The organism is Streptomyces sp. B6B3 (assembly GCF_039871525.1).
In the GTDB taxonomy this organism is placed as follows: Bacteria; Actinomycetota; Actinomycetes; order Streptomycetales; family Streptomycetaceae; genus Streptomyces.
Genome location: NZ_JBDPLU010000028.1, coordinates 72,161 through 91,682 on the forward strand (window position 1 = coordinate 72,161; position 19,522 = coordinate 91,682).

The window sequence follows — 19,522 nt, forward strand, 5'->3', positions numbered from 1 at the left end:
TGCTCGTACGGCCGACTTTGGGGCCTGCCCTTCGGAGCCGGCGGAGGCAGATGATGCTGCATGCCAGCTCCAGCAGACCCTGGTGGAGGTCGGCGCGGCGTTCGTAGCGGATCCGCAGCCGTTTGAACTGATGGAGCCACGCAACGGTGCGCTCGACCACCCACCTGGTTCGGCCCAGCCGGAGCCATGGGCGGCTCCGCGCCTGGCGATGAAGGGCTTGATGCCGCGCTGCCACAGCAGACGTCGGTATGGGTCGAAGTCATAGCCGCGGTCGGCGAACAGGCACTTGGGCTTGACGTAGACGATGCCGCCCAGCGCGACCCTGTCGGGTGCCCGAAGCCGCCCAGGATGTCGGTGCCTGGGAGTCGGGTGCGGTGGCAGTAACGGAGCTATGCGCTCCCACAGTTCATCAGGGACGAATCAGCGACACACCGATCTCGTTCTGAAACGATCAGTAAGTGGGACTCCCCGCGGGTGACGGGCGAAAGCGCGCAAGCGAACAGGAAGTGCCCCCGCATGCCGGCGCGTTGGGCGGTGGCAGATTCTGCGGAGACCGCGGAACGCGGATCGACGACGGCACGGTGCCACGCGGCACCTTGCCCCGGCCGGTGCCGCGCCCCGCCGGTCGGGTGGTCGCGCACGATCGCCGGGCACCTACGACATCGACAAACCAGCCACGGCCTCCGCCGCCCGGAGCGTGTCCCTGCCAAGAGGCTGAAGGTGAATCCGCGTGCAGAGCAGTGCCGTCGACACCCGCTCGATCACGCCCCATTCCCAGGTGGCCACGGGATCGAGACCCGTCCGGGCGGCCAGCCAACGGGCCCGCTCGAAGGGGTCACCAGCGAGCAACTCGACCGGGTCTCCGCGCATCAGGACACCCAGGTCGTACTCGGCCTCCGCGAGGAGACCGTCCGGATCGACCAGCTTGAAGCCGCCATCGCTCTGAAGCGCGTTCAGCTGGTGCACGTCGCCGTGGACCAGTACCGCTTTCTCGTCGCGGTGCGCTCGCTCCCGCCGTCGGGCGGAGACCAGGGCGTGCTCGACCGCCTTCTCGGAACAGGGGTGATCGAGTTCCTCCCACGACCTCGCAATGAAGTCGGCGAGCCACCGGGCCTTCTGGGCACCGGTGGGCAGCCCACAGTCCGGCGCCGGCCGCCAGATGCGTGCCGCGGCATCGCAGAGAATCCCGAGGCGACGCGAGAGCGGTAGGCCGAGCTCGAACATCGGCCGCCCCAGTCGTTCCATGAGCAGGGCACCCCGGTCGGCGTCATGTCGGTAGAGCGCCGGGCATCCCTCTCCGCCAACAATGCGCAGCACCATCGCCTCGTTGGAGGAGTCGTTCCCCAAGCCTGGCACCAGCACCTTGAGAATCGCCGAGGCTCCGTCCGCCCGGGTCGCTTCGGCCACGAAGGCCCCGGACCCGCCCGTGTACGGGCGCCCCACGGTGATCGACCAGTCAGCCTCAAGGCTCGAGACAAGCGCGGGCAGGCGGTCGAGCCAGTCGTCGACACCGGCAGCGCGAACCATGTTGCGTACGGCATCCGGTACGTCGATCACTCCCGCAGTCTCACATCAAACGCACGAAACGCACGCCCATTTTCCGGCGGCCCATGGCGTCTGACCAGGTCATGGACCCGGTGGACCCTTCCGGTCACCGCACTAGGGGCCCTCGTCGGCGGGTTTGCGGCCCCAGGCGGAGATCAGGGGGGAGGTGGCGAGGTCGAGGTGGCCGGCGGCGATGTTGGCCAGGTGGCGGTCGATCTCCTCGTTCGTGGCGAAGCCCGCCGCGGTGAGCTTGTCGCGTACCTGGCGGACGCTGGCCGCCTCGAGAACGTCGAGGTGCGGCGAGGCGATCGGGAAGTAGGCGTCGGCCTCGACGTTGGTGAGGCCGGCCGCGCGGAGCAGCCGTGGCAGTCTGCGCCCGTAGGCGAGGTCCGCGCCGCGCTGTCGCATCAGCTCGCGGAAGCCGTGGCGCAGCCGGTTGGCGAGCTCCTGTTCCGGGCCGTGCTCGTCGAGGCAGACCAGCGGCTGCAACGCCGGGTCGGCGTCCTCGATCACCAGCCATCCGCCGGGGCGCAGCGACCGGATCATGGAGCGCAGGGCGGCGTCGCGGTCGGTGACGTGGACGAGGACCAGGCGGGCGTGGACCAGGTCGAAGGGTCCGGCCGGCGGTTCGTCGAGGGCGACGTCGTGGCGTAGCACCTCGACCCCGTCGGCGGCGGCCGCCTCGGCCCAGGAGACGTCGATGTCCGTGGCGACCACTCGCCCGCCGGGCCCGACCCGCGCGGCGAGCCACCCGGAGACGTTCGGCCCGCCGGCCCCGACCTCCCAGCACCGCCAACCCGCGGCGATCCCGACGGTCTCGAAGTGCCGGAACGTCGACGCGTCGAACAGCGCCGACAACGCCTCGAACCGCGTCCCCGCCTCGACCTGCCGGTTGTCCAGCAGGTATCCCTCTTCCTCGCCCTGGCTCACGACCCGATCCTGCCACCAGGGCGCGTTGGTTCAGCTGGCGGTCGAGCCCTTGGTCAGTGCGTCCATGAGGAGGTCGACGAGCCGACGGGCCTGCGCGCTGGTGCTGTGCCGCACGGCATGGGCGACGCCGCCCATGAGGAGGAGGACGTCGTCGGAGGTGATGTCGGTGCGCAGGCTGCCGTCGCGGGCGCCGGCGTCGAGGAGGGCGGCGACGGCGTCGGTCAGGAGCGCCCGGCTGTCGGCGTACGGGTCGACTCCGGAGGCGATGACCGCGTCGAGCGCCGCGGACATGCCGCTCTTGGCGGTGACGTAGTCGAGGAAGTGTTCCATCCACGTCCGGGTGGCGTCGGCGGCCGGATGGTCGGCGAGGAGGCGCGGGGCCTTCTCGCACACGCGGGTGAGTTGGTGGCGGTAGGCGGCGTCGATGAGGGCTTCCCGGGTCGGGAAGTGCCGGTAGAGCGTGCCGACACCGACGCCCGCCTGCTTGGCGATGGCGGCCGGAGCGGTGTCCAGCCCCTGTTCGGCGAAGACCTGTGCGGCGACCTCCAGCAGGCGCTCCCGGTTCCGCAGCGCGTCGCTCCTCGGGCGGCGGGGGGTGGCGGGCATGGCGAACTCCTCCGGTTGCATTCCGGAATCCGTTCCGCTTAACTCGTAACCGGAACGGATTCCGGTAAGACTCTACTCCAGGAGGTTCCCATGCCCGATCCCTCCGACAAGGCCGTACGCCACTGGTTCATCACCGGAGCCTCCGGCGGCCTGGGCCGCCACCTCGCCGAGCACGCCCTCCGACGCGGCGACCGCGTCACGGCCACGGTCCGCCGCCCGGCGGCCCTGGACGACCTGTGGGGAACCTACGGCGACCGGCTGACCATCGAGACCCTCGACGTCACCCGGCCGGCCGACGTCGACACGGCGGTGAGCAGGACCCTGCGGTCCGGACCGGTGGACATCGTGGTCAACAACGCCGGATACGCGGTCGTGGGAGCCGTCGAGGAGATGACCGTCGAGCAGATCCGCGACCAGATCGAGGTCCTCCTGGTCGCTCCGATGCTGATCACCCGGGCCTTCCTGAAGCCGATGCGGGAGCAGGGCGGAGGCCGGATCATCCAGGTCTCCAGCATGGGCGGCCAACTCGGCATCCCGACCCACGGCCCGTACCACGCGGGCAAATGGGGCCTGGAGGGCTTCACCGAGAGCGTGAGCCGCGAGGTCGCCGACTTCAACATCCGCCTCACCCTGGTCGAGCCCGGCGCCACCCGCACCGGCTTCGCCTCGGCCCTGCGCTACACCACCGAAACGGCCGCCTACCGCGACGGCGTCGTCGGCCAGACGCGGCGGTACCTGGCGACCGCCGACGAGAGCGCCTTCACCGGCGACCCGGCCAAGCTCGCCGCCGCCATCTACGACACCACCCGCCACCCCGACCCGCCGCTGCGCCTGCCGCTCGGTTCGGACACCTACGACGCCGTCCACGCCGCGCTCACCGAACGCCTCACCGCACTCGAGACCCAGAAGGACCTCGCGGCGTCCGTCGCCTTCGACCACTGATCCGGTCAGGAGCGAGAATGGGCGGATGCGGGAACCAACGGCCACGGCGTGGCGGAACGAGCGGCGCGAGCTGTTGCGCGCCCACGCGGGGGAGTTCGCGCGGGCGGCGCTGGACAACGTGGTGCGGGAGTTCCCGCACCACGAGGCGCATCTGCAGACCGCGGAGGAGCCCGTCGCGCCACGTCCGCGGGTCCGCCATCCCAGCTTCTACGGCAGCTACGACTGGCACTCCTGCGTGGAGATGTTCTGGGTGCTGGTGCGGTTGCCGCGGGTCGCACCGGAGTTGGTGCCGGTGGCCGAGATCGGGGCTGTGCTCGACGCCCATCTCACCCCGGAGGCGCTGGCCGTGGAGGCCGAGTACTTCGCCAGGGACGACCAGGGCACCACCCAGCGCCCGTACGGCTGGTCGGCGCTGTTGGAGCTGGCGGACGAGGCCGCCGCCTCCGACGCGCCGGACGACCGACGCCGGGCGGCGGCGCTCGACCGGCTCGCGGACGGGTTCGCGACTCGCTACCTCGACTGGCTGCCGCGCGCCGACTATCCGGTGCGGCACGGCGTGCACACCAACAGCGCGTTCGGGCTGTCGCGCGCGCTGCCCTACGCGCGCCGGCGCGCCGCCGCCGGGGACCCGCGCCTGCGGGACGCGATCGGCGAGGCCGCCCTGCGCTGGTTCGGTCGGGACGAGGACTACCCGGGGGACTGGGAGCCGTCGGGGCAGGACTTCCTCTCTCCCGCACTGGTCGAGGCGGACCTGATGGCCGCCCTGCTGCCGCCCGGCGAGTTCGCCGACTGGCTGAGCCGTTTCCTCCCGGGCCTCGCGGAGGGCCGACCGGCCGCCCTGTTCACGCCGGTCACCGTGTCCGACGCCACCGACGCCCAGATCGGCCACCTGCACGGCGTCAACCTCAACCGGGCCTGGTGCTGGCAGCGACTCGCCGACGCGCTCCCCGCGGACGACCCGCGCGTCCCGACGATGATCGCCGCCGCCCGGGACCACACCCACGCCTCCCTGCCGGCCACCACCAGCGGCCCGTACACGACCGAGCACTGGCTCGCCTACTACGCCCTGCTCCTCCTCGCCTGACCCGGCCGGCCCACCCGCCGGCGCGCCAGCGGGCGCCGCCGCTACGCGAGGAGCGCGGTGGCCTCGACCTCGACCAGGAGGTCGGGTTCTCCCAGGGCCGCGACGCCCAGCAGCGTGATCGGCTTGACGGGGTCGATGCCGAGCTTCGTCGCCGCGCGACTCACGCCCTCGCCCAGCAGCGGCATCTTCTCCTCGCTCCAGTCGACGACGTAGATGGTCAGCTTCGCCACGTCGTCGAAGGAGCCGCCGACCTCCGCCAGCGCGGTGGCGACGTTGAGGTAGCACTGCTCGACCTGCGCGGCGAAGTCTCCCTCGCCCACGCGCCGGCCGTCGGCGTCGCGGGCGACCTGCCCCGCGAGGAACACCAGCCTCGATCCGGTGGCGATGGACAGCTGCCGGTAGACGTCGGGCTTCGGCAGCCCTTCGGGGTTGACCAGCGTGACGGGCATGGACGGCCTCTTCCTCTTGGCGTCAGAACAGTCGAACGGGGACCGGTACCCATCAAAGCATAGCGTTGCTATGTATTGTGGGGGCATGGCGAGGACGAAGGATCCGGCGGTCCGTTCCCTGCTGCTCGACCGAGCCGCACGGATGGTGCGGGCGAGGCAGCCCGTGACGCTCCGCGCCCTGGTCGCCGGGACCGGCGTGTCGACGATGGCCGTCTACACCTACTTCGGCGGCATGGACGGCCTGTGGAAGGCGCTGCGGCAGGAGGGCTTCGTGCGGCTGGCGGCCAAGCTCGCCGCGGTCGAGACGTCCGCGGACCCGGTCCGCGACCTCGCCGCGCTGGGGTCCGCCTACCTGGCCAACGCCCTGGAGAGCCCCGATCTCTATCGCGTCATGTTCGACGCGGACTTCGACCTCGAGGACCCCGACGCCGCCGACGAGAGCCTGCACTGCCTGGTCCGCGCCGTCGAACGGGCCAGGGCGGGCGGCCGCTTCCGTGACGAGGTCGACCCGCTGGAACTGGCGACCCAGAGCTGGGCCGTCGGCCACGGACTCGCCTCGCTCGTCGCCACGGGCCCGCTTCCCGTCGAGGCGCTCGCGCATGGCGTGCCCCTGCTGACCGCACTGTTCACCAGCGCGGGAGACGACCCCGCCCGCTGCCGCCGGTCGGTCGAGTCCGGCTGGGACTCGTTGCCCCCGGCCGGCTCCGGGGCGGTTGACCGGGTCGATCCACGGAGAGGTGACCTGTAGTTTCCTACTTGTTTGATGCATTGGATGCATGCCTGAGGCGCAATACAGCATTGGTGAAGGGCCGGCGACCCGGGTCAGCCTGTCTCTGCCCGAGGGGACCGCGGAGGCGATCCGGGCTCGGGTCGGCAAGCGGGAGTTCTCCGCGTTCGTCGCCGCAGCCGTCGAGCGGGAGCTGCGGGGGCAGGTTCTGGACGAGTACCTGGCCGACTACGAGAGCCGCAAGGGACCGGTGTCGGAGCAGGCGCGGCAGCGCGCGCGGCAGGTGTTCGCCGAGGTGTTCGACGAGGAAGATCAGTGGCCCGCCGCAAGCTGAGCCACGAGGGGACGCTGATCCTGGACAGCGAGGGGCTTTCCAAGCTGCTCGCTGATGACGAGACGGTGGTGGCCCTGGTCGCGGAGGCGCGGTCTCGGGGCATGGAGGTGGTGATCTGTGCGCTCACCATCATCGAGGCCGTGCACGCCCGTACGAACAGGGCGAGTTTGAGCTGGCTGCTGTCGGGACTGCGGGTGATCCCGGTGGGCGACGAAGAGGCGAAGGCGGCCTCAGCGTTGCTGGTGGGGGCCGGGCCGCATGGTCACAAGTACGCCATTGACGCGGCCGTGGCCGAGTCCGCGCTGCGGCAGCAACGGCCCGTGGTCATGCTGACCTCGGACGTCGACGACATGACGAAGCTGTGCGGCCACCGGGTCCGGCTCGTCGCCGTGTGAACGCGGCCGGCGTCCCTGACCGTACGGCACGGAGGGCCGCGCACATCGCCAAGCCGTTCGGGCCTGAGACGGCTTCGGCGGTTCTGCCGTCAGAGGATTCGCCGCTGGCAGAGCCGAGGCTGCGAACCTTGTTGACCCTCCTACGGTGGCAAGCGTGAGCCGAGGGAGGAACATGGAAACGATCACCGGTACCGCCGCCGGGGTGCCGTTCACGGCGTTGCCACCGAGCGAAGCCGTCGACGGTCCCGCGCCGTTGGTCGTGACGTGGCACATGCTGAGCGCGCCGCGCACGGACGCGGCGTTCGCTGCCGCGCTGCCCATGGCCGGCGTGCCTGCGTGGAGGGTCCATCTGGGCATGCCGATGTGTGGCGCGCGGATGGTCGACGGCCGCGTCGACGCCGTCCTGGAACTGGCCCGCCAGGACGCGTTGCTGGCCTTCCTGGCGCCGTTCATCCGGCAGGCCGCCGAGGAGTTCCCGGCCGCGCTCGCCGCGCTGCGCGAGCAACTGCCGGTCGACGACGGGCCGGTCGGCGTGCTGGGCGCCTCGCTCGGCGGCGCCGTGGCGCTGCGGGTGCTGACCACGCACCGGATCCCGGTCCGGGCGGTCGCGCTGGTCAACCCGGCCGTGCGGATCCGGTCCGCCGTCGGGCTTGTCGAGGGCCTCGCCGGGCGGCCCTACCGGTGGACCGCGGAGGCTCACCAGGTCGCCGGCGAGCTGGACTTCGTCGCCCGCGTCGGGGAACTCGACGCACGACCACCCCTGCTGCTGGTCAGCGGGGAGCGGGACGATCCGGCGCTGCGCACCGACGCGGCCGCCCTGGTCGACGCGCTGCGCGAGGGTCACCCGCGGCCGGACGAGGTCGAGTTGGTCACCGTGCCGGACCTGCCGCACGCCCTGGCCGACGAACCGGGCCTGGCACCGGCTCCGCAGCGGCCCACGACCAGGGCGGTCGACGAGATCCTGACGCGGTGGTTCCGCCGGCGGCTGGCCGCGTGAGGGCGCCGCGTGTAGCGTGCCGATCATGGCGAGTCGCGTTACCGAGCTGGTGATCGATGCCCGGGATCCGCAACGGCTGGCGTCGTTCTGGTGCGAGGTGCTCGACTTCGTCGTGCTCAACACGCGCGACGACGGCGGGGTCGGCATCGGACCGCGGGAGGGGTTCGGCGGGCTGCAGCCGGTGCTGGTGTTCAACCCCACCACCGCGCCCAAGGCGGGCAAGCTGCCGCTGCACATCGACGTCAACGCCACCGACCGCGACCAGGACGCCGAGCTCGAACGCCTCCTGGCGCTCGGGGCGCGCCGGGCCGACATCGGCCAGACCGGGGACGAGTCCTGGCACTGCCTGGCCGACCCCGAGGGCAACGAGTTCTGCCTGCTGAGCACGCGCCTGAGCTGAGCGACGCCGTGGGCCGCGGTTACTTCGGGGAGGCGGCGGCGAGGCGGACGGCGAGGCCGGTGAAGACGGTGCCGCTGAAGATGTTGAGGGCTCGGGCCACCCGCCGGCTGCCGCGCAGCGCGGACGTGAGCTTCCCGGCGAGCAGGCCGATCGTGCCGTCGACGCAGAAGCCCATGACCACGATCGTGATGCCCAGGGCCAGGAACTGCACCGGCACGTGGCCGAGGTCGGGGTTCACGAACTGCGGCAGGAAGGCGACGTTGAAGAGGATCACCTTCGGGTTCAGCAGGTTGGTGACGGCGCCCTGCCAGAACGCCCGCCAGCGGCTCGGCCCGGTGGCGCTCCCGGACTCCGCCCCGGCCAGCGGCGTACGGTCGCGGAACGCCTTGACGGCCAGGTACAGCAGGTAGGCGGCCCCGGCCCAGCGCAGCACGTGGTAGAGGGCGGGCAGGTGCGTGAACAGGGCGGACAGTCCGAGCACCGCCGCCACCGCGTGCACCAGCATCGCGCAGGCGACGCCGAACGCCGCCATCACCCCCGCCGTCGGGCCGCTCCGCCCGCCCATCGCCACGATGAACATCATGTCCGGCCCCGGCGTGATGCACAGGGCGAAGGCGGCGACGAGGAACGCCGCGTACAGGGATGCGTCGACCATGGGCCCATGCTGAGTCGTGCGGGGCGGATGAGGCGAATGGTTATCGGATAGTGGGACGAATCCCCGGGTCGGCCGGTCGGTCGACCCGGGGAGCGGCGTTCAGCAGGGGCTCACCAGGCCAGCGTCGCCAGGTGGGCGGCGGCGCGGTCGTGGTCCCAGGCGCCGTCGGCGACGACGACGCGGTAGCGGTAGGCGAACGAGTCGCCGGGCGCCAGCGCGAACTCCTCGAAGAACGCCCAGGAGAACGCGACCGTCGGAATGGGCGTGGAGCGGACGAACCAGTGCGACGGATGGACGGCCGCCTCGCCGAGGTTCTCCGGGGCGTGGGCGAAGAGCAGGGTGGAGTGCGCGTCCACGTCGTCGTGTTCGGCGGTGAAGCCGATCCACGGCACGTCGGCCGCGAGCAGGCCCATGGTGTCCTGGTCGGTGCTGGCGCCGCCGGGGGTGAGGACGCCGCCGCCGGTGAAGTCGCGGGGCCCGCGCCACTGGAGCCCGGTGTAGCCGGCCATCTCGCGGCCCGCGGTGGTCGGGGAGCCGAAGCGCAACGGCTCGTCGCGGACGCAGGTGAGCCGGATCGACCAGTCCAGGGCCCAGGCCCCGGCCGCCGGATCGACGGAGTGCACGGTCACGCCGCGCTCCTCCTGCGCCCACTCCGCGCCGCCGTTCTCCACCCAGGTGAGGGTCTCGGCCAGTTCGAACCGGTCCGCGCCGGCGTCCAGGGCGGTGAACCCGTCGTGCCGCATGGAGCCGACCCGCTCGTCGACGCGCTGGTAGCCCTGGTCCGGGCCGAGGTAGGAGTTGCCGCCCCAGAAGTTCTGTCCTGACAGGTGGCTGGCGGTCATCTGCAGGCCCTTGTGCCAGCGGTGGTCGTTGGGCCGGTAGCCGGAGACCAGGTTGCCGGCGAGGGTGCGCAGCGGGTGCACGTAGGGCTTGCGGGACTCGAACGGGTCCGGGTCCGGCCGGTAGACGTAGCTGAGCAGCGTGACGTCGCCGGACGACACGGTGATCCGGTCTCCATGGGCGTGGCTGACCTGGATCGTCATCGCTGAGGGCTCCAATCGGGGTGGTTTCCGTGCATCGCCTCGTGGAACGGGTCGCCGGGCGCGATCTCGCCGGCGAACACCGGGCGGCCGGTGAAGGCCGCCTTGTACAGCGCCGCGGCGAACTCGACCGTGCGGCGCGCGTCGGGACCGCTGCCGGGCGGCCGCTCCCCGCGCTGATGCGCGTCCAACAGGGCGCCGAGCTGGGCGGAGTGCGAGCTGGGCAGGTCGGACGCGGGGGTGCGCCAACGGGTCACCCGGGCCTCGTCGTCCAGGCCTGGGCGCGGGGTGTAGACCCAGTCCTCGTTGCGGTGGCCGTAGAGGTGGGTCAGCTCCACGGTGGCCTCGGCGCAGTCGATCCGGATCCGGCTGACCTCGTCGGGGGACAGCACGCTGTTGACCACGGTGGCCACCGCGCCGCTGGCGAAGCGCACCAGCGCGGTGGAGACGTCCTCGCTCTCCACGTCGTGGACCAGCCGCGCCCCCATGGCGCGGATCTCCGTCCAGTCCCCGAGCAGGTGCAGCAGCAGGTCGTACTGGTGGATGCCGTGGCCCATGGTCGGGCCGCCGCCCTCGCTGTCCCACCGGCCGCGCCAGGGCACCTCGTAGTAGGCGGTGTTGCGGTACCAGGTGGTCTGGCAGTGCGCCACCAGCGGCGCCCCGAGCTCGCCGCTGTCGATCAGCTCGCGGGCGTGCACCGCGCCGGAGCCGTACCGGTGCTGGAAGACCACCGAGGCGTACGCCCCCGAGGACCTCTCCGCGGCGGCTATCGCGTCGTACTCCGCCAGTGTCAGACACAACGGCTTCTCGCACAGCACCCACGCGCCCGCCTCCAGCGCCGCCACCGTCTGCTCCCGGTGCAACGACGGCGGGGTGCCGATCAGCACCAGATCGGGGCGGGCCTCGGCCAGCATGGCGTCCGGGTCGGTGAAGCCCCGCACCCCGGTCAGGCCGGCGGCGTCGGCGGCCTCGCGGAAGGCGTCGAGCCGACCCTGGTCGATGTCCACCGCGGCGACCAGATCAACCCGGTCCGCGTGCTCCTGGAGAGCGGGAAGATGGCGACCGGTGACGATGCCGCCGGTGCCGACGACGGCCGCGCGCAGGCGTGCGGGTGGGGAGGGCATGGCCAGGCTCCTCGAAGACGGTAAGCGCTTGCAGTCCGGGACCCTACGCGCAAGTGATCGATCATACAAGCCCTTTGCCCGATTTGTTCCCGAACGTGATGGGCCTCCGCCCGGGTCCCGGGCCTAGCCGCCGCCCTGGTCGTAGCCCTGGGTGCGGCCCTGGTCGTCGAGCAACGCGCCGAGCAGGCGGCCGAACACCAGGCGGGCGCTCCAGGCCGTGGGCGGGTCGAGGAGCGGGGACAACCGCCCGGCTCGGCCCAGCTGGACCTCCTCGTGCCACGCGACCTCCGACCTGTTGTCGAGGGCGCGCACCTCGATCTCGGCCCAGCCGGTGACGACCCGGCCGCGCTTCTCCAGGCGGCACCGGCCCGGAGCACGGTCGGTGGGCGGCTCCCAGCGGACGACCTCCATCGGGTCGTCGAACCCGAGGCGGCCCAGCCCGGTGCGGGCCACGACCAGCGTGCCGGGACGGGTCGGCCCCGGCGGCGCGGCGGTGACCCGGGTCAGCGGCACGTGGTCGCCGTGGCGCGGCCAGTCGGTGAGCCGCCGCCACGCCTCGGCGGCGGGTAGCGACGACCGGCGGACGACGCGGAAACGGGCCACGAGCGGATCGTAGGCGAGAAGCCCGTCCCTGCCGGCCGCCCCGCGGCCGGTTCGCGGTTTGGCATGCTGGCTTCGTGTCCTCCACCCTGCCGATACCGCAGCCGGTCACGCCGGACGCGCCCGTGGCGATACCGCGGCCGTTGCTCACCCAGCAGTGGCTCGACCTGGCGTTCCTGCACTGGGCCGTGGACCCGGCGGCGGTGGCCGGGCTGCTGCCGGCCGGGACGGTGCCGGACACGCTCGACGGGGTGACGTACGTCGGGCTGGTCGCCTTCCGGATGCACCGGGTGGGCTGGCTCGGCCTGCCGGGCGTCCCCTATCTCGGCACGTTCCCGGAGACCAACGTGCGGCTGTACTCGGTGGACGGGTGCGGCCGGCGCGGCGTGGTGTTCCGGTCGATGGACGCCTCCCGGCTGGTGCCGGTGCTGATGGGACGGGCGGGCTTCCGGCTGCCCTACCTGTGGTCCCGGATGGCCGTGCGGGCCGAGGGCGACACGATCACGTACACGAGCGCCCGGCGCTGGCCGGGGCCGCGCGGGGCGCGTAGCCGGATCGTCATCCGCGCCGGCGCCCGCGTCGCGGAGCCCACCGATCTTGAGCACTTCCTGACCGCCCGGTGGGGCCTGCACAACGCGTTCTTCGGCACCGCGGCGTACCTCCGCAACCACCACCCCCGCTGGCCGCTGCACCGGGCCGAGCTGCTCGCCTGCGAGGAGGACCTCGTCGCGGCGGCCGGCCTGCCGGCGCCGGTCGGCGATCCGGTCAGCGTGCTGTACTCACCCGGCGTCCCGGTCCGCCTCGGCCACCCGTCCCGCCCGGCCGGCATCCCGACGCCCTGAGCCGGGCCGTCCGACTGCTGCGTCCGGGCATCGACGTGGCCGCGGAGTACGAGGCACGGCAGGCCGCCGCCGGGGCGAGTGGCTGGACGGGGCCGCTGGGGGCCGAGTGGTCGGGGCGCTCCTCGGGCAGGGGTCAGATCCGCCAGGATCGGATGCGGTCGGCGACGTCGTAGGCGTCGGCTCGCCCGGCGTCGATGTCGCGGGCGAGGTCGATCAACGCCCCGTAGGGCGGGTCGATTCCCTCGTCCGACGCATCCATGTACGCCACCGCCACGGCGGCGCCGAACAGGGCGTTACGGGCTGGGAGCGGGCGCAGCCGTACGAGGGTGTGCATCAGCACGGCGGCGCGCCAGGCGTTGTCCGTCACGGCCCCGAGGCGGGGGGTGTTGACCCGGTGGCGGCCCACCGCGGCGACCAGGCCGGTGTAGTCGTGGACCGTTGGGTGCTTGGGCAGGATGTCGGCCTGGCGTTCCAGTAGCCAACGGATGTCGACGAAGAGCTCCACGATCAGGCGGCCTGCCCTGGTGCGTGGCCGGGGGCGTCGTCCGGGAACGCGGCGTCGAACTCGTCGGCGTGGTCGGCGATGAAGCGGCGGAACGTCTCGGTGGCGCCTTCGAGCCGCGGGTCGCGCACCGCGTTCTGCGCGGCTCGGGTGATCAGGCCCGTGACCGTGGTGCCCTCTGCCTCGGCGAGCTGCTTGAGCCGGGCGTGGAGCTCGTCATCGACCCGGATCGTCACGTGTTTCGACATGCATCCGAGCGTACAGCACAGCGTACAGCGCGGAGCGTGTGCGGGAACGGGATCTGCGCGTGCGACCGTGCCGGGCGTCCTGGCTCCCTGCCGGCCCGCTCTGCTGCCTGGCCACTCAGCCGGCCCGGCCCGGGACACCTGGCTTACGGTGGGGGTGTGCGGATCGTGTCTCTTCTTCCGTCGGCGACGGAGATCCTGTTCGCGGTGGGTGCCGGGGACGACGTCGTCGGGGTGACGTTCGAATGTGATCATCCGCCGGAGGCGCGTGGGCGGCGCATCGTGTCCACCAGTGCGCTGCCGGAGGGACTGTCGGCGGCGGAGATCGACCGGGTGGTCGGCGAGCGGATGTCGGCCGGGGAGGACCTGTACCACCTGGACCGGGACGCGTTGGCGGGCCTGGACGCCGATCTGGTGGTCACCCAGGACCTGTGCGCGGTGTGCGCGGTCGACGTGTCCACGGTGCACGACGCGCTGACGTACCTGGCCTGCCGCGCCGAGGTGCTGACCGTGGACCCGATGACGCTCCCCGAGGTGCTCGACTCGGTCCGCGCGATCGGCGCCGCCACCGGGACGGGAGAGCGGGCGGAGGCGCTGGTCGCGAGGTTGGACAACCGGCTGGCCGCGGTCCGGGAACGCGTCGCGGACCAGGAGCCGGTGCCGGCGCTGGTGCTGGAGTGGACGGATCCGCCGTTCGCGCCCGGGCACTGGGTCCCGGACATGGTCGAGGCCGCCGGCGGGCGGTCCGTGGCCGGCCGCTCCGGGGAGCGCTCGTTCCGCACCGGCTGGGAGGAGCTGACGGCCGCCCGGCCCGCCGTGGTGGTGTGCGCGCCGTGCGGTTTCGGCCTGGACGAGTCGGCCCGGCTGGCCGGCGAGGTGGCCGACCGGGTGCCAGCCGGGGTGCCGCTGTGGGCGGTGGACGCGAACGCGTCGTTCGCCCGACCGGGTCCGCGCCTGGTGGACGGCGTCGAGGCGTTGGCCGGGATCTTCCATCCGGCGGTCGCGGGCGCGCCGGACCCGACGCTGGCCCGCCGCATCGCCTGCGGTGCCTGAGGACGGTGCGCGCGGCGTCAGCGCTGGTCGCCGCGCAGCGCCTCGTGGACGGGTTGGCGGGCGGAGAGCCGCGCCGGGGCGCTGGTCAGCGCCGCCAGGGTGAGCAGCGTTCCGGCCACGAGTCCCGCGGCCTGCGCGGTGGACGGTTCGACGACGGGGGCGGGGCCGACCTGCAGCAGCGCGTACAGGCCGGTGCCGGCGGGAACGCCGATGACGGCCGCGGGCAGGGCGGGCAGCAGCTGGGCGAGGACGAGCCCGAGGGTGGCCTGTCCCGGTGTGGCTCCGAGGGTGCGGGCGATGGCGAGGGGGCGTCGCGCGTCGAGGGCGGCGTTCCAGGCGGTGGCCAGGGCGTTGACCGCGGCCAGCACCACCACCGCGACCAGGACGCCCTGCACCAGGTGGTCGGTGAGCACCTCGCGCGGATCCGGCAGGGTGGCCGCCCCCAGGTCGATGCGGAACCGCGGCTGGGCCCGGAAGGCCAGGGCCGCGGCGAGCCCGGTGGTGGCGACGAAGGCGCCGACCGCGCTGAGGAGCGCGCGGCGCGGGTGGCGGGCGGCCAGGCGCAGCCCGAGCATGAGCGGGACGGGCAGCCAGGCGGCGGGGCTGAGCGCGGGGTGCCGCCGGGGTGCGTGGGCCGGATCGGCGAGTGCCCGGGTGGTGGTCGTCTGGGCGGCCCGCAGGGCGGGGCCGAGCGCCGCGCCGAGGGAGATCGCGAGGGCGGTGACGGACACGGCCACGACCGTGCTCACGGACGGGGTGGCGACGGCGGCGTCGAGCAGTCCGCCGCCGGGGTCGCTGAGCGCCGGTGCGAGCAGGCAGGCGAGCGCCAGTCCGGCGGCCCCCGCGACCAGGGCGAGGGCCAGGTACTCGGCCAGCAGGGCCGCGGCCACCAGTCCCGGGGTGGCGCCGACCGCCTTGAACAGCCCGATCCAGCGGGTCTGTTCGGCCATCCGGCCGGCGACCAGGCCGCTCGCCCCGGCGAGCGCGAGAATGACCAGAAGCCAGCTGCCGACCGTGATGGCGTCGTGCAGGGGCCGCAGCCGGCGACCGGTGTCGTCGGCGAGGTCCTGCCAGGTGCGGACGTTCGACTGGATGCCCTGCGCCTCCGCGGCGTCCACGAACGCCCCGGCGTTCCGCGGGTCGGCCAGCCTCAGCTTCGCGACGTAGGACAGGGGCAGTTCGGGCGAGGCGAGGGCGCGCACGTCGGCCTGGGTGAGCCAGACCAGGCCCGCGATCGGGGACGGGCCGCCGCCCGGGGGCGACCATCCGGCGCCCGGATACGGGGTGGTGGCGGCGGTCAGGGCGATCCCGGTCACCGTGAAGGTCCGCCCGGCGAGGGTGAGGCGGTCGCCGGTCCGCACGCCGAGGGCGAGCGCGAAGGCGCGTTCCACCACCGCGCCGCCGGGGCGCACCCAGCCGCCCTGGGTCAGCTGCGGATGGTCGACGGCGTCGGGCGTCGGGTCGCGGCCCTCCACGACGGCCTCCACGGTCAGCCCGTGCGCCCGGAGCGTGGTGAAGGCGACCGGGAACGGCCCGGCGTGGCCCGTGACCCCGGGGAGCTCGAGCAGCGGGGCCAGGTCGCGCAGCGCGGTGTCGCCGGTGCTGCGCGGCATGGCCACCACGTCGGGTCCGTCGGTCGCGGCCCGGGTCCGGGCGTAGGACTGGCCCGCCGCGTCGCCCAGGGTGAAGCCCAGCGCCACCGCGGCGCACGCCGTCGTCACGGCCAGCAGCAGGATGGTGGACCGCAGCAGGTTGCGGCGCAGACCGCGCGAGACGAGGCGGGCTGTCGGGACGAGACGGCCCACGGTCAGCTCTCCAGGTCGATCAGGGAGGCGGGTTCCGCCCGGGTGGCGAGGAAGGCGGTGTCGTCGACGAAGGCCCCGTCGCGCATGGTGATCACCCGGTCGGCGGTGGCGGCGATCCGCGGGTCGTGCGTCACCATCACCAGCGTCTGGCCGGCCAGCCGCAGCGTCTCGAAGAGCCGGAGCACCTCGTGCGTCGCCGCGCTGTCCAGATTGCCGGTCGGCTCGTCGGCCAGGATGAGCGAGGGCGCGTTGGCGAGCGCCCGGGCGATCGCGACCCGCTGGCGCTGTCCCCCGGACAACGCCGACGGCAGGTGGCCCGCCCGGTCGCCCAACCCGACCCGCTCCAGCAGCTGCAGGGCCCGGCGGCGGGCGCGGCGCCTCCGGAAGCCGGCCAGCAGGGCGGGGAGTTCCACGTTCTCCACCGCGGACAGCTCGTCCATCAGGTGGAAGGACTGGAAGACGAAGCCCACATGTGCGCGGCGCAGCCGGGCCAGGCCCCGTTCGCCGAGCGCGTCCAGGCGGTGGCCGGCCAGCCGGATCCGCCCGCGGGTGGGGCGGTCCATGCCGCCGAGCAACTGGAGCAGGGTGGACTTGCCGCAGCCGCTGGGGCCCATCACCGCGACGCTCTGGCCCGCGGGCACCTCCAGGTCGACGTCGTCGACCGCCCGCACCAGGCCCTGACCCGCGCCGTGCTCCCTGGACACCGCCCGCGCCTGCAGCAGCGGGTCGCCGCCCGACTCCCCACTCGTCCCCGTCCTGCCGGTCATGCGCCCTCCCTGTTCGCGGACCAGGTCCGCTCGCACGCGTCCAGCCAGCGCAGATCCGCCTCCAGCCGCAGCACGACGCCCTCCAGCAGCAGCGCGGCCACCCGATCCGCGGGCTCCGCCAACGCCGCCCGCTGGGCGTCGCGCAGCCGGCGCATCAGCTCCCGGCGCTGCGTCGCGACGAGTTGCAGCGGATCGGCCAGTCCGCCGGCGGCGGCCACGACCAGCTTGAGATGGAACTCGGCCAGGTCCGGCTTCGGCCACGCCGGGCTCGCGAGCCACCGCGCCGCGCGTTCCCGGCCCGCCGCGGTGGCCTCGTAGACCTTGCGGTCGGCCGCCCCGTCGGCGTCGAGACACACCACGAGGCCCGCCTTCTCCAGCCGCGACAGGGTGACGTACACCTGGCCCGGATTCATGGCCGCGCCCAGCGCGCCGAGCGCCGCCCGCAGCCGAGCGCGCAACGCGTACCCGTGGGCCGGCTCCTTGACCAGCATCGCCAGCAACGCGTCCTGCATCCTCGGCCCGCCCTCCCCGTCTAGCCGCTAGGTCTAACGGTTATCCGCCGGCCGCGTCAAGCCACCCCGGCGAGGCGCACGTTGGCCCGGTCAGTCCCAGCGGGTGCCGCGTCCCGGGGACTCGTCGAACACGAGCCAGGTGCGGGTCGAGCGGACCTCGGGGACCTCCTGGATGTGCTCCAGGACCACCTGGCGCAGCACGTCGTTGTCCGGCGTGCGGGCGAGCACGAGGACGTCGAAGTCGCCGCCGACCAGCGCGAAGTGGTCGATGTACGGGATCTCGGCCAGATGCCGGGACACCGACCGCCACGCGTTCTGCTCCACCCGCAGCAGGATGTACGCGCTGGTGCCCAGCCCCGCGCGTTGCGGGTTCAGGCGCGCGGCGAAGCCGGATATCACGCCCTCGGACTCCAGCCGGCCGAGCCGCGTGTAGGCGTTGGCCCGGGAGATGTGGACCTGGTCGGCGAGCGCGCGGACCGAGATCCGGCCGTCCTCCAGCAGGACGGTGATGATCGCCCTGTCCGTTTCGTCGAGCTCTGCGGCAGAACGTCTCGGCTCCGAGCTTCCGAACGGGGGTTGGGGAGACACAGTGCCCTCCCTGGGGGTTCCTGTCGGCATTCTGTCGGCAGTTGGTGCCGTTTCCTGAACACTTATTCGTCCCTGGGAACGATGACCTTGTCAAGCGTCCAGGGATGGGGAGGCGCCCGCCATGTCCGCGAACCCGTCCGCAGGGCCGTCCGCGAACCCGTCCGCGAAGCCCGCCCGCACCGCCGTGGGCGACCTGCTGCCCTCGCCCGCGCCCATAAGGTTCGTGACCGAGGCCGGCACGGCCGCCGAGCCGCCGGAACTGCCGGCCGGGTACGCCGAACCCCCGGACGAGTCGCTGCTCGACGCCTACCGGCGGATGGTCGTGGGCCGGCGCTTCGACACCCAGTCGACCGCGCTCGCCAAACAGGGCCGGCTCGCCGTCTACCCGTCCAGCCGCGGCCAGGAGGCGTGCCAGGTCGCCGGCGTGCTGGCCCTGGGGGAGCGCGACTGGCTGTTCCCGACCTACCGCGACTGCGTCGCGCTGGTGGCCCGCGGCCTGGACCCGGTCGAGGCGTTGACGCTGCTGCGCGGCGACTGGCACTGCGGCTACGACCCCATGGCCACCCGGACGGCGCCCCAGTGCACCCCGCTGGCCACCCAGGTGCCGCACGCCACCGGCATGGCCGACGCGCTGCGCCGCAAGGGCGAGGACGCGGTGGTGATGGCCTTCGTGGGCGACGGCGGCACGAGCGAGGGCGACTTCCACGAGGCGCTCAACTTCGCCGCGGTGTTCCGCGCCCCCGTCGTCTTCTTCGTGCAGAACAACGGCTACGCCATCTCCGTGCCGCTCGCGAAGCAGACCGCGGCGCCCGCGCTGGCCTACAAGGGCATCGGCTACGGGGTCCGCTCCGAACAGGTCGACGGCAACGACCTGGTGGCCGTGCTGTCCGTGCTGACCGCGGCCGTCGCGCACGCACGCGCGGGCCAGGGACCGTTCCTCGTCGAGGCCCACACCTACCGGATGGCGCCGCACACCAACTCCGACGACCCCTCCCGCTACCGGGACGAGGCGGAGGTGCGGCGCTGGAGCACCGCCGACCCGCTGCGCCGCCTGGAGACGTACCTGCGCGGCCGGGGACTCCTCGACGACGCGGACGTCACCGCCGCGCGGGAGGAGGCCGAGGCGTTCGCCGCGGACCTGCGCCGGCGGATGGACGCCGACGCCGACACCGAACCCGACCCGCTGGAGCTCTTCGACCACGTGTACGCCGAGCCCACACCCCAACTGCTGGAACAACGCGACCAGCTGACCGCCGAGCTGCAGACCCGAAACAGCTGACGCGGGAAGCGCCGACCCCGGAAGCGCCGACCCCGGAAGCGCCGACCCGAAAGAGCCGACCGAGAACGAGCCGACCCAGAACGAGCCGACCCAGAAGAGCG

The 19,522-nt window shown here is 73.2% G+C and carries 24 protein-coding genes and 1 pseudogene; 10 read left to right on the forward strand and 15 right to left on the reverse strand.

What is annotated here, in order from left to right:
- Positions 1-46: 46 nt before the first annotated feature.
- The 4 genes and pseudogenes from ABGB06_RS35340 to ABGB06_RS35355 all read right to left on the reverse strand — a co-directional run.
- A pseudogene (locus tag ABGB06_RS35340) lies at positions 47-294 on the reverse strand (transposase); the annotation flags it as partial.
- A 360-nt stretch (positions 295-654) separates the two neighbouring features.
- Entirely contained in the window at positions 655-1,557 is a 903-nt protein-coding gene (locus tag ABGB06_RS35345; RefSeq protein ID WP_347598288.1) for an aminoglycoside phosphotransferase family protein, read from the reverse strand.
- A gap of 102 nt (positions 1,558-1,659) precedes the next feature.
- Positions 1,660-2,475, reverse strand: a complete 816-nt coding sequence (locus ABGB06_RS35350) for a methyltransferase domain-containing protein (protein WP_347598291.1) — start codon at positions 2,473-2,475, stop codon at positions 1,660-1,662.
- Positions 2,476-2,505: 30 nt separating this feature from the next.
- Positions 2,506-3,081: a TetR/AcrR family transcriptional regulator gene (locus tag ABGB06_RS35355; protein ID WP_347598294.1), complete on the reverse strand. Its 576-nt coding sequence runs from the start codon at positions 3,079-3,081 to the stop codon at positions 2,506-2,508.
- Positions 3,082-3,171: 90 nt separating this feature from the next.
- Here ABGB06_RS35355 and ABGB06_RS35360 point away from each other — a divergent pair, with 90 nt between their 5' ends.
- On the forward strand, positions 3,172-4,023 hold the full coding sequence (locus ABGB06_RS35360; protein ID WP_347598297.1) for an SDR family oxidoreductase: 852 nt from the start codon (positions 3,172-3,174) through the stop codon (positions 4,021-4,023).
- Between the two features lie 25 nt (positions 4,024-4,048).
- The gene (locus ABGB06_RS35365; RefSeq protein ID WP_347598300.1) at positions 4,049-5,107 is read left to right on the forward strand and encodes a DUF2891 domain-containing protein; all 1,059 of its coding nucleotides are present in this window, start codon (positions 4,049-4,051) and stop codon (positions 5,105-5,107) included.
- A 41-nt stretch (positions 5,108-5,148) separates the two neighbouring features.
- Here ABGB06_RS35365 and ABGB06_RS35370 read toward each other — a convergent pair whose 3' ends face one another.
- On the reverse strand, positions 5,149-5,556 hold the full coding sequence (locus ABGB06_RS35370) for a RidA family protein (protein ID WP_347598302.1): 408 nt from the start codon (positions 5,554-5,556) through the stop codon (positions 5,149-5,151).
- A gap of 85 nt (positions 5,557-5,641) precedes the next feature.
- Between ABGB06_RS35370 and ABGB06_RS35375 the strand changes: the two genes are divergently transcribed.
- The 5 genes from ABGB06_RS35375 (at position 5,642) to ABGB06_RS35395 (ending at position 8,409) form a co-directional block, all read left to right on the forward strand.
- Positions 5,642-6,304, forward strand: coding sequence for a TetR/AcrR family transcriptional regulator (locus ABGB06_RS35375; protein WP_347598305.1), 663 nt, complete (start codon positions 5,642-5,644; stop codon positions 6,302-6,304).
- Between the two features lie 28 nt (positions 6,305-6,332).
- Positions 6,333-6,617: a hypothetical protein gene (locus ABGB06_RS35380; RefSeq protein ID WP_347598308.1), complete on the forward strand. Its 285-nt coding sequence runs from the start codon at positions 6,333-6,335 to the stop codon at positions 6,615-6,617.
- The gene (locus tag ABGB06_RS35385; protein ID WP_347598311.1) at positions 6,599-7,012 is read left to right on the forward strand and encodes a DNA-binding protein; all 414 of its coding nucleotides are present in this window, start codon (positions 6,599-6,601) and stop codon (positions 7,010-7,012) included. Before ABGB06_RS35380 ends, ABGB06_RS35385 begins: the two co-directional genes overlap by 19 nt.
- 172 nt (positions 7,013-7,184) lie before the next feature.
- Positions 7,185-8,009 (forward strand): prolyl oligopeptidase family serine peptidase, encoded by an 825-nt coding sequence (locus ABGB06_RS35390; RefSeq protein ID WP_347598314.1) that lies wholly within the window; start codon positions 7,185-7,187, stop codon positions 8,007-8,009.
- Between the two features lie 25 nt (positions 8,010-8,034).
- A complete protein-coding gene (locus ABGB06_RS35395) occupies positions 8,035-8,409 on the forward strand; it encodes a VOC family protein (protein ID WP_347598317.1) in 375 nt (124 codons plus the stop codon).
- Between the two features lie 19 nt (positions 8,410-8,428).
- On the opposite strand, the gene ABGB06_RS35400 is transcribed toward ABGB06_RS35395, so the two are convergent.
- The 4 genes from ABGB06_RS35400 to ABGB06_RS35415 form a co-directional block, all read right to left on the reverse strand.
- Positions 8,429-9,064: a LysE family translocator gene (locus tag ABGB06_RS35400; protein WP_347598320.1), complete on the reverse strand. Its 636-nt coding sequence runs from the start codon at positions 9,062-9,064 to the stop codon at positions 8,429-8,431.
- A 110-nt stretch (positions 9,065-9,174) separates the two neighbouring features.
- Entirely contained in the window at positions 9,175-10,107 is a 933-nt protein-coding gene (locus tag ABGB06_RS35405; protein ID WP_347598323.1) for a PmoA family protein, read from the reverse strand.
- Entirely contained in the window at positions 10,104-11,228 is a 1,125-nt protein-coding gene (locus ABGB06_RS35410) for a Gfo/Idh/MocA family oxidoreductase (RefSeq protein ID WP_347598326.1), read from the reverse strand. The genes ABGB06_RS35405 and ABGB06_RS35410 overlap by 4 nt, the downstream gene beginning before the upstream one ends.
- 123 nt (positions 11,229-11,351) lie before the next feature.
- A complete protein-coding gene (locus ABGB06_RS35415) occupies positions 11,352-11,831 on the reverse strand; it encodes an SRPBCC family protein (protein WP_347598329.1) in 480 nt (159 codons plus the stop codon).
- A gap of 86 nt (positions 11,832-11,917) precedes the next feature.
- Between ABGB06_RS35415 and ABGB06_RS35420 the strand changes: the two genes are divergently transcribed.
- Positions 11,918-12,670, forward strand: coding sequence for a DUF2071 domain-containing protein (locus ABGB06_RS35420; RefSeq protein ID WP_347598372.1), 753 nt, complete (start codon positions 11,918-11,920; stop codon positions 12,668-12,670).
- A gap of 133 nt (positions 12,671-12,803) precedes the next feature.
- Here the strand turns inward: ABGB06_RS35420 and ABGB06_RS35425 are convergent, their stop codons facing one another.
- Positions 12,804-13,181 (reverse strand): toxin Doc, encoded by a 378-nt coding sequence (locus ABGB06_RS35425; protein WP_347598374.1) that lies wholly within the window; start codon positions 13,179-13,181, stop codon positions 12,804-12,806.
- Entirely contained in the window at positions 13,178-13,420 is a 243-nt protein-coding gene (locus ABGB06_RS35430) for a ribbon-helix-helix protein, CopG family (protein ID WP_347598332.1), read from the reverse strand. The genes ABGB06_RS35425 and ABGB06_RS35430 overlap by 4 nt, the downstream gene beginning before the upstream one ends.
- Before the next feature lie 165 nt (positions 13,421-13,585).
- Between ABGB06_RS35430 and ABGB06_RS35435 the strand changes: the two genes are divergently transcribed.
- Complete coding sequence (locus tag ABGB06_RS35435) at positions 13,586-14,470, forward strand: ABC transporter substrate-binding protein (RefSeq protein ID WP_347598335.1); 885 nt, start codon at positions 13,586-13,588, stop codon at positions 14,468-14,470.
- Between the two features lie 17 nt (positions 14,471-14,487).
- On the opposite strand, the gene ABGB06_RS35440 is transcribed toward ABGB06_RS35435, so the two are convergent.
- From ABGB06_RS35440 to ABGB06_RS35455, 4 genes are all read right to left on the reverse strand, one after another.
- Entirely contained in the window at positions 14,488-16,275 is a 1,788-nt protein-coding gene (locus ABGB06_RS35440) for an FtsX-like permease family protein (RefSeq protein WP_347598338.1), read from the reverse strand.
- Between the two features lie 2 nt (positions 16,276-16,277).
- Complete coding sequence (locus ABGB06_RS35445) at positions 16,278-17,042, reverse strand: ABC transporter ATP-binding protein (RefSeq protein ID WP_347598341.1); 765 nt, start codon at positions 17,040-17,042, stop codon at positions 16,278-16,280.
- The gene (locus ABGB06_RS35450; protein WP_347598344.1) at positions 17,039-17,554 is read right to left on the reverse strand and encodes a PadR family transcriptional regulator; all 516 of its coding nucleotides are present in this window, start codon (positions 17,552-17,554) and stop codon (positions 17,039-17,041) included. The genes ABGB06_RS35445 and ABGB06_RS35450 overlap by 4 nt, the downstream gene beginning before the upstream one ends.
- A 90-nt stretch (positions 17,555-17,644) precedes the next feature.
- Positions 17,645-18,142 carry an Lrp/AsnC family transcriptional regulator gene (locus tag ABGB06_RS35455; protein ID WP_347598347.1) on the reverse strand — a complete coding sequence of 166 codons (498 nt, stop codon included), beginning with the start codon at positions 18,140-18,142 and terminating at the stop codon, positions 17,645-17,647.
- A 121-nt stretch (positions 18,143-18,263) separates the two neighbouring features.
- Here ABGB06_RS35455 and pdhA point away from each other — a divergent pair, with 121 nt between their 5' ends.
- The gene (pdhA, locus tag ABGB06_RS35460) at positions 18,264-19,421 is read left to right on the forward strand and encodes a pyruvate dehydrogenase (acetyl-transferring) E1 component subunit alpha (protein WP_347598350.1); all 1,158 of its coding nucleotides are present in this window, start codon (positions 18,264-18,266) and stop codon (positions 19,419-19,421) included.
- Positions 19,422-19,522: the final 101 nt, after the last annotated feature.

Excerpts from the sequence above, each read along its gene's own strand:
- ABGB06_RS35355 (WP_347598294.1), bottom strand. The coding sequence starts at position 3,081 with ATGCCCGCCACCCCCCGCCGCCCGAGGAGCGACGCGCTGCGGAACCGG.
- ABGB06_RS35360 (WP_347598297.1), top strand. The coding sequence starts at position 3,172 with ATGCCCGATCCCTCCGACAAGGCCGTACGCCACTGGTTCATCACCGGA.
- ABGB06_RS35365 (WP_347598300.1), top strand. The coding sequence starts at position 4,049 with ATGCGGGAACCAACGGCCACGGCGTGGCGGAACGAGCGGCGCGAGCTG.
- ABGB06_RS35370 (WP_347598302.1), bottom strand. The coding sequence starts at position 5,556 with ATGCCCGTCACGCTGGTCAACCCCGAAGGGCTGCCGAAGCCCGACGTC.
- ABGB06_RS35375 (WP_347598305.1), top strand. The coding sequence starts at position 5,642 with ATGGCGAGGACGAAGGATCCGGCGGTCCGTTCCCTGCTGCTCGACCGA.
- ABGB06_RS35380 (WP_347598308.1), top strand. The coding sequence starts at position 6,333 with ATGCCTGAGGCGCAATACAGCATTGGTGAAGGGCCGGCGACCCGGGTC.
- ABGB06_RS35390 (WP_347598314.1), top strand. The coding sequence starts at position 7,185 with ATGGAAACGATCACCGGTACCGCCGCCGGGGTGCCGTTCACGGCGTTG.
- ABGB06_RS35395 (WP_347598317.1), top strand. The coding sequence starts at position 8,035 with ATGGCGAGTCGCGTTACCGAGCTGGTGATCGATGCCCGGGATCCGCAA.
- ABGB06_RS35400 (WP_347598320.1), bottom strand. The coding sequence starts at position 9,064 with ATGGTCGACGCATCCCTGTACGCGGCGTTCCTCGTCGCCGCCTTCGCC.
- ABGB06_RS35405 (WP_347598323.1), bottom strand. The coding sequence starts at position 10,107 with ATGACGATCCAGGTCAGCCACGCCCATGGAGACCGGATCACCGTGTCG.
- ABGB06_RS35410 (WP_347598326.1), bottom strand. The coding sequence starts at position 11,228 with ATGCCCTCCCCACCCGCACGCCTGCGCGCGGCCGTCGTCGGCACCGGC.
- ABGB06_RS35430 (WP_347598332.1), bottom strand. The coding sequence starts at position 13,420 with ATGTCGAAACACGTGACGATCCGGGTCGATGACGAGCTCCACGCCCGG.
- ABGB06_RS35445 (WP_347598341.1), bottom strand. The coding sequence starts at position 17,042 with ATGACCGGCAGGACGGGGACGAGTGGGGAGTCGGGCGGCGACCCGCTG.
- ABGB06_RS35450 (WP_347598344.1), bottom strand. The coding sequence starts at position 17,554 with ATGCAGGACGCGTTGCTGGCGATGCTGGTCAAGGAGCCGGCCCACGGG.
- pdhA (WP_347598350.1), top strand. The coding sequence starts at position 18,264 with ATGTCCGCGAACCCGTCCGCAGGGCCGTCCGCGAACCCGTCCGCGAAG.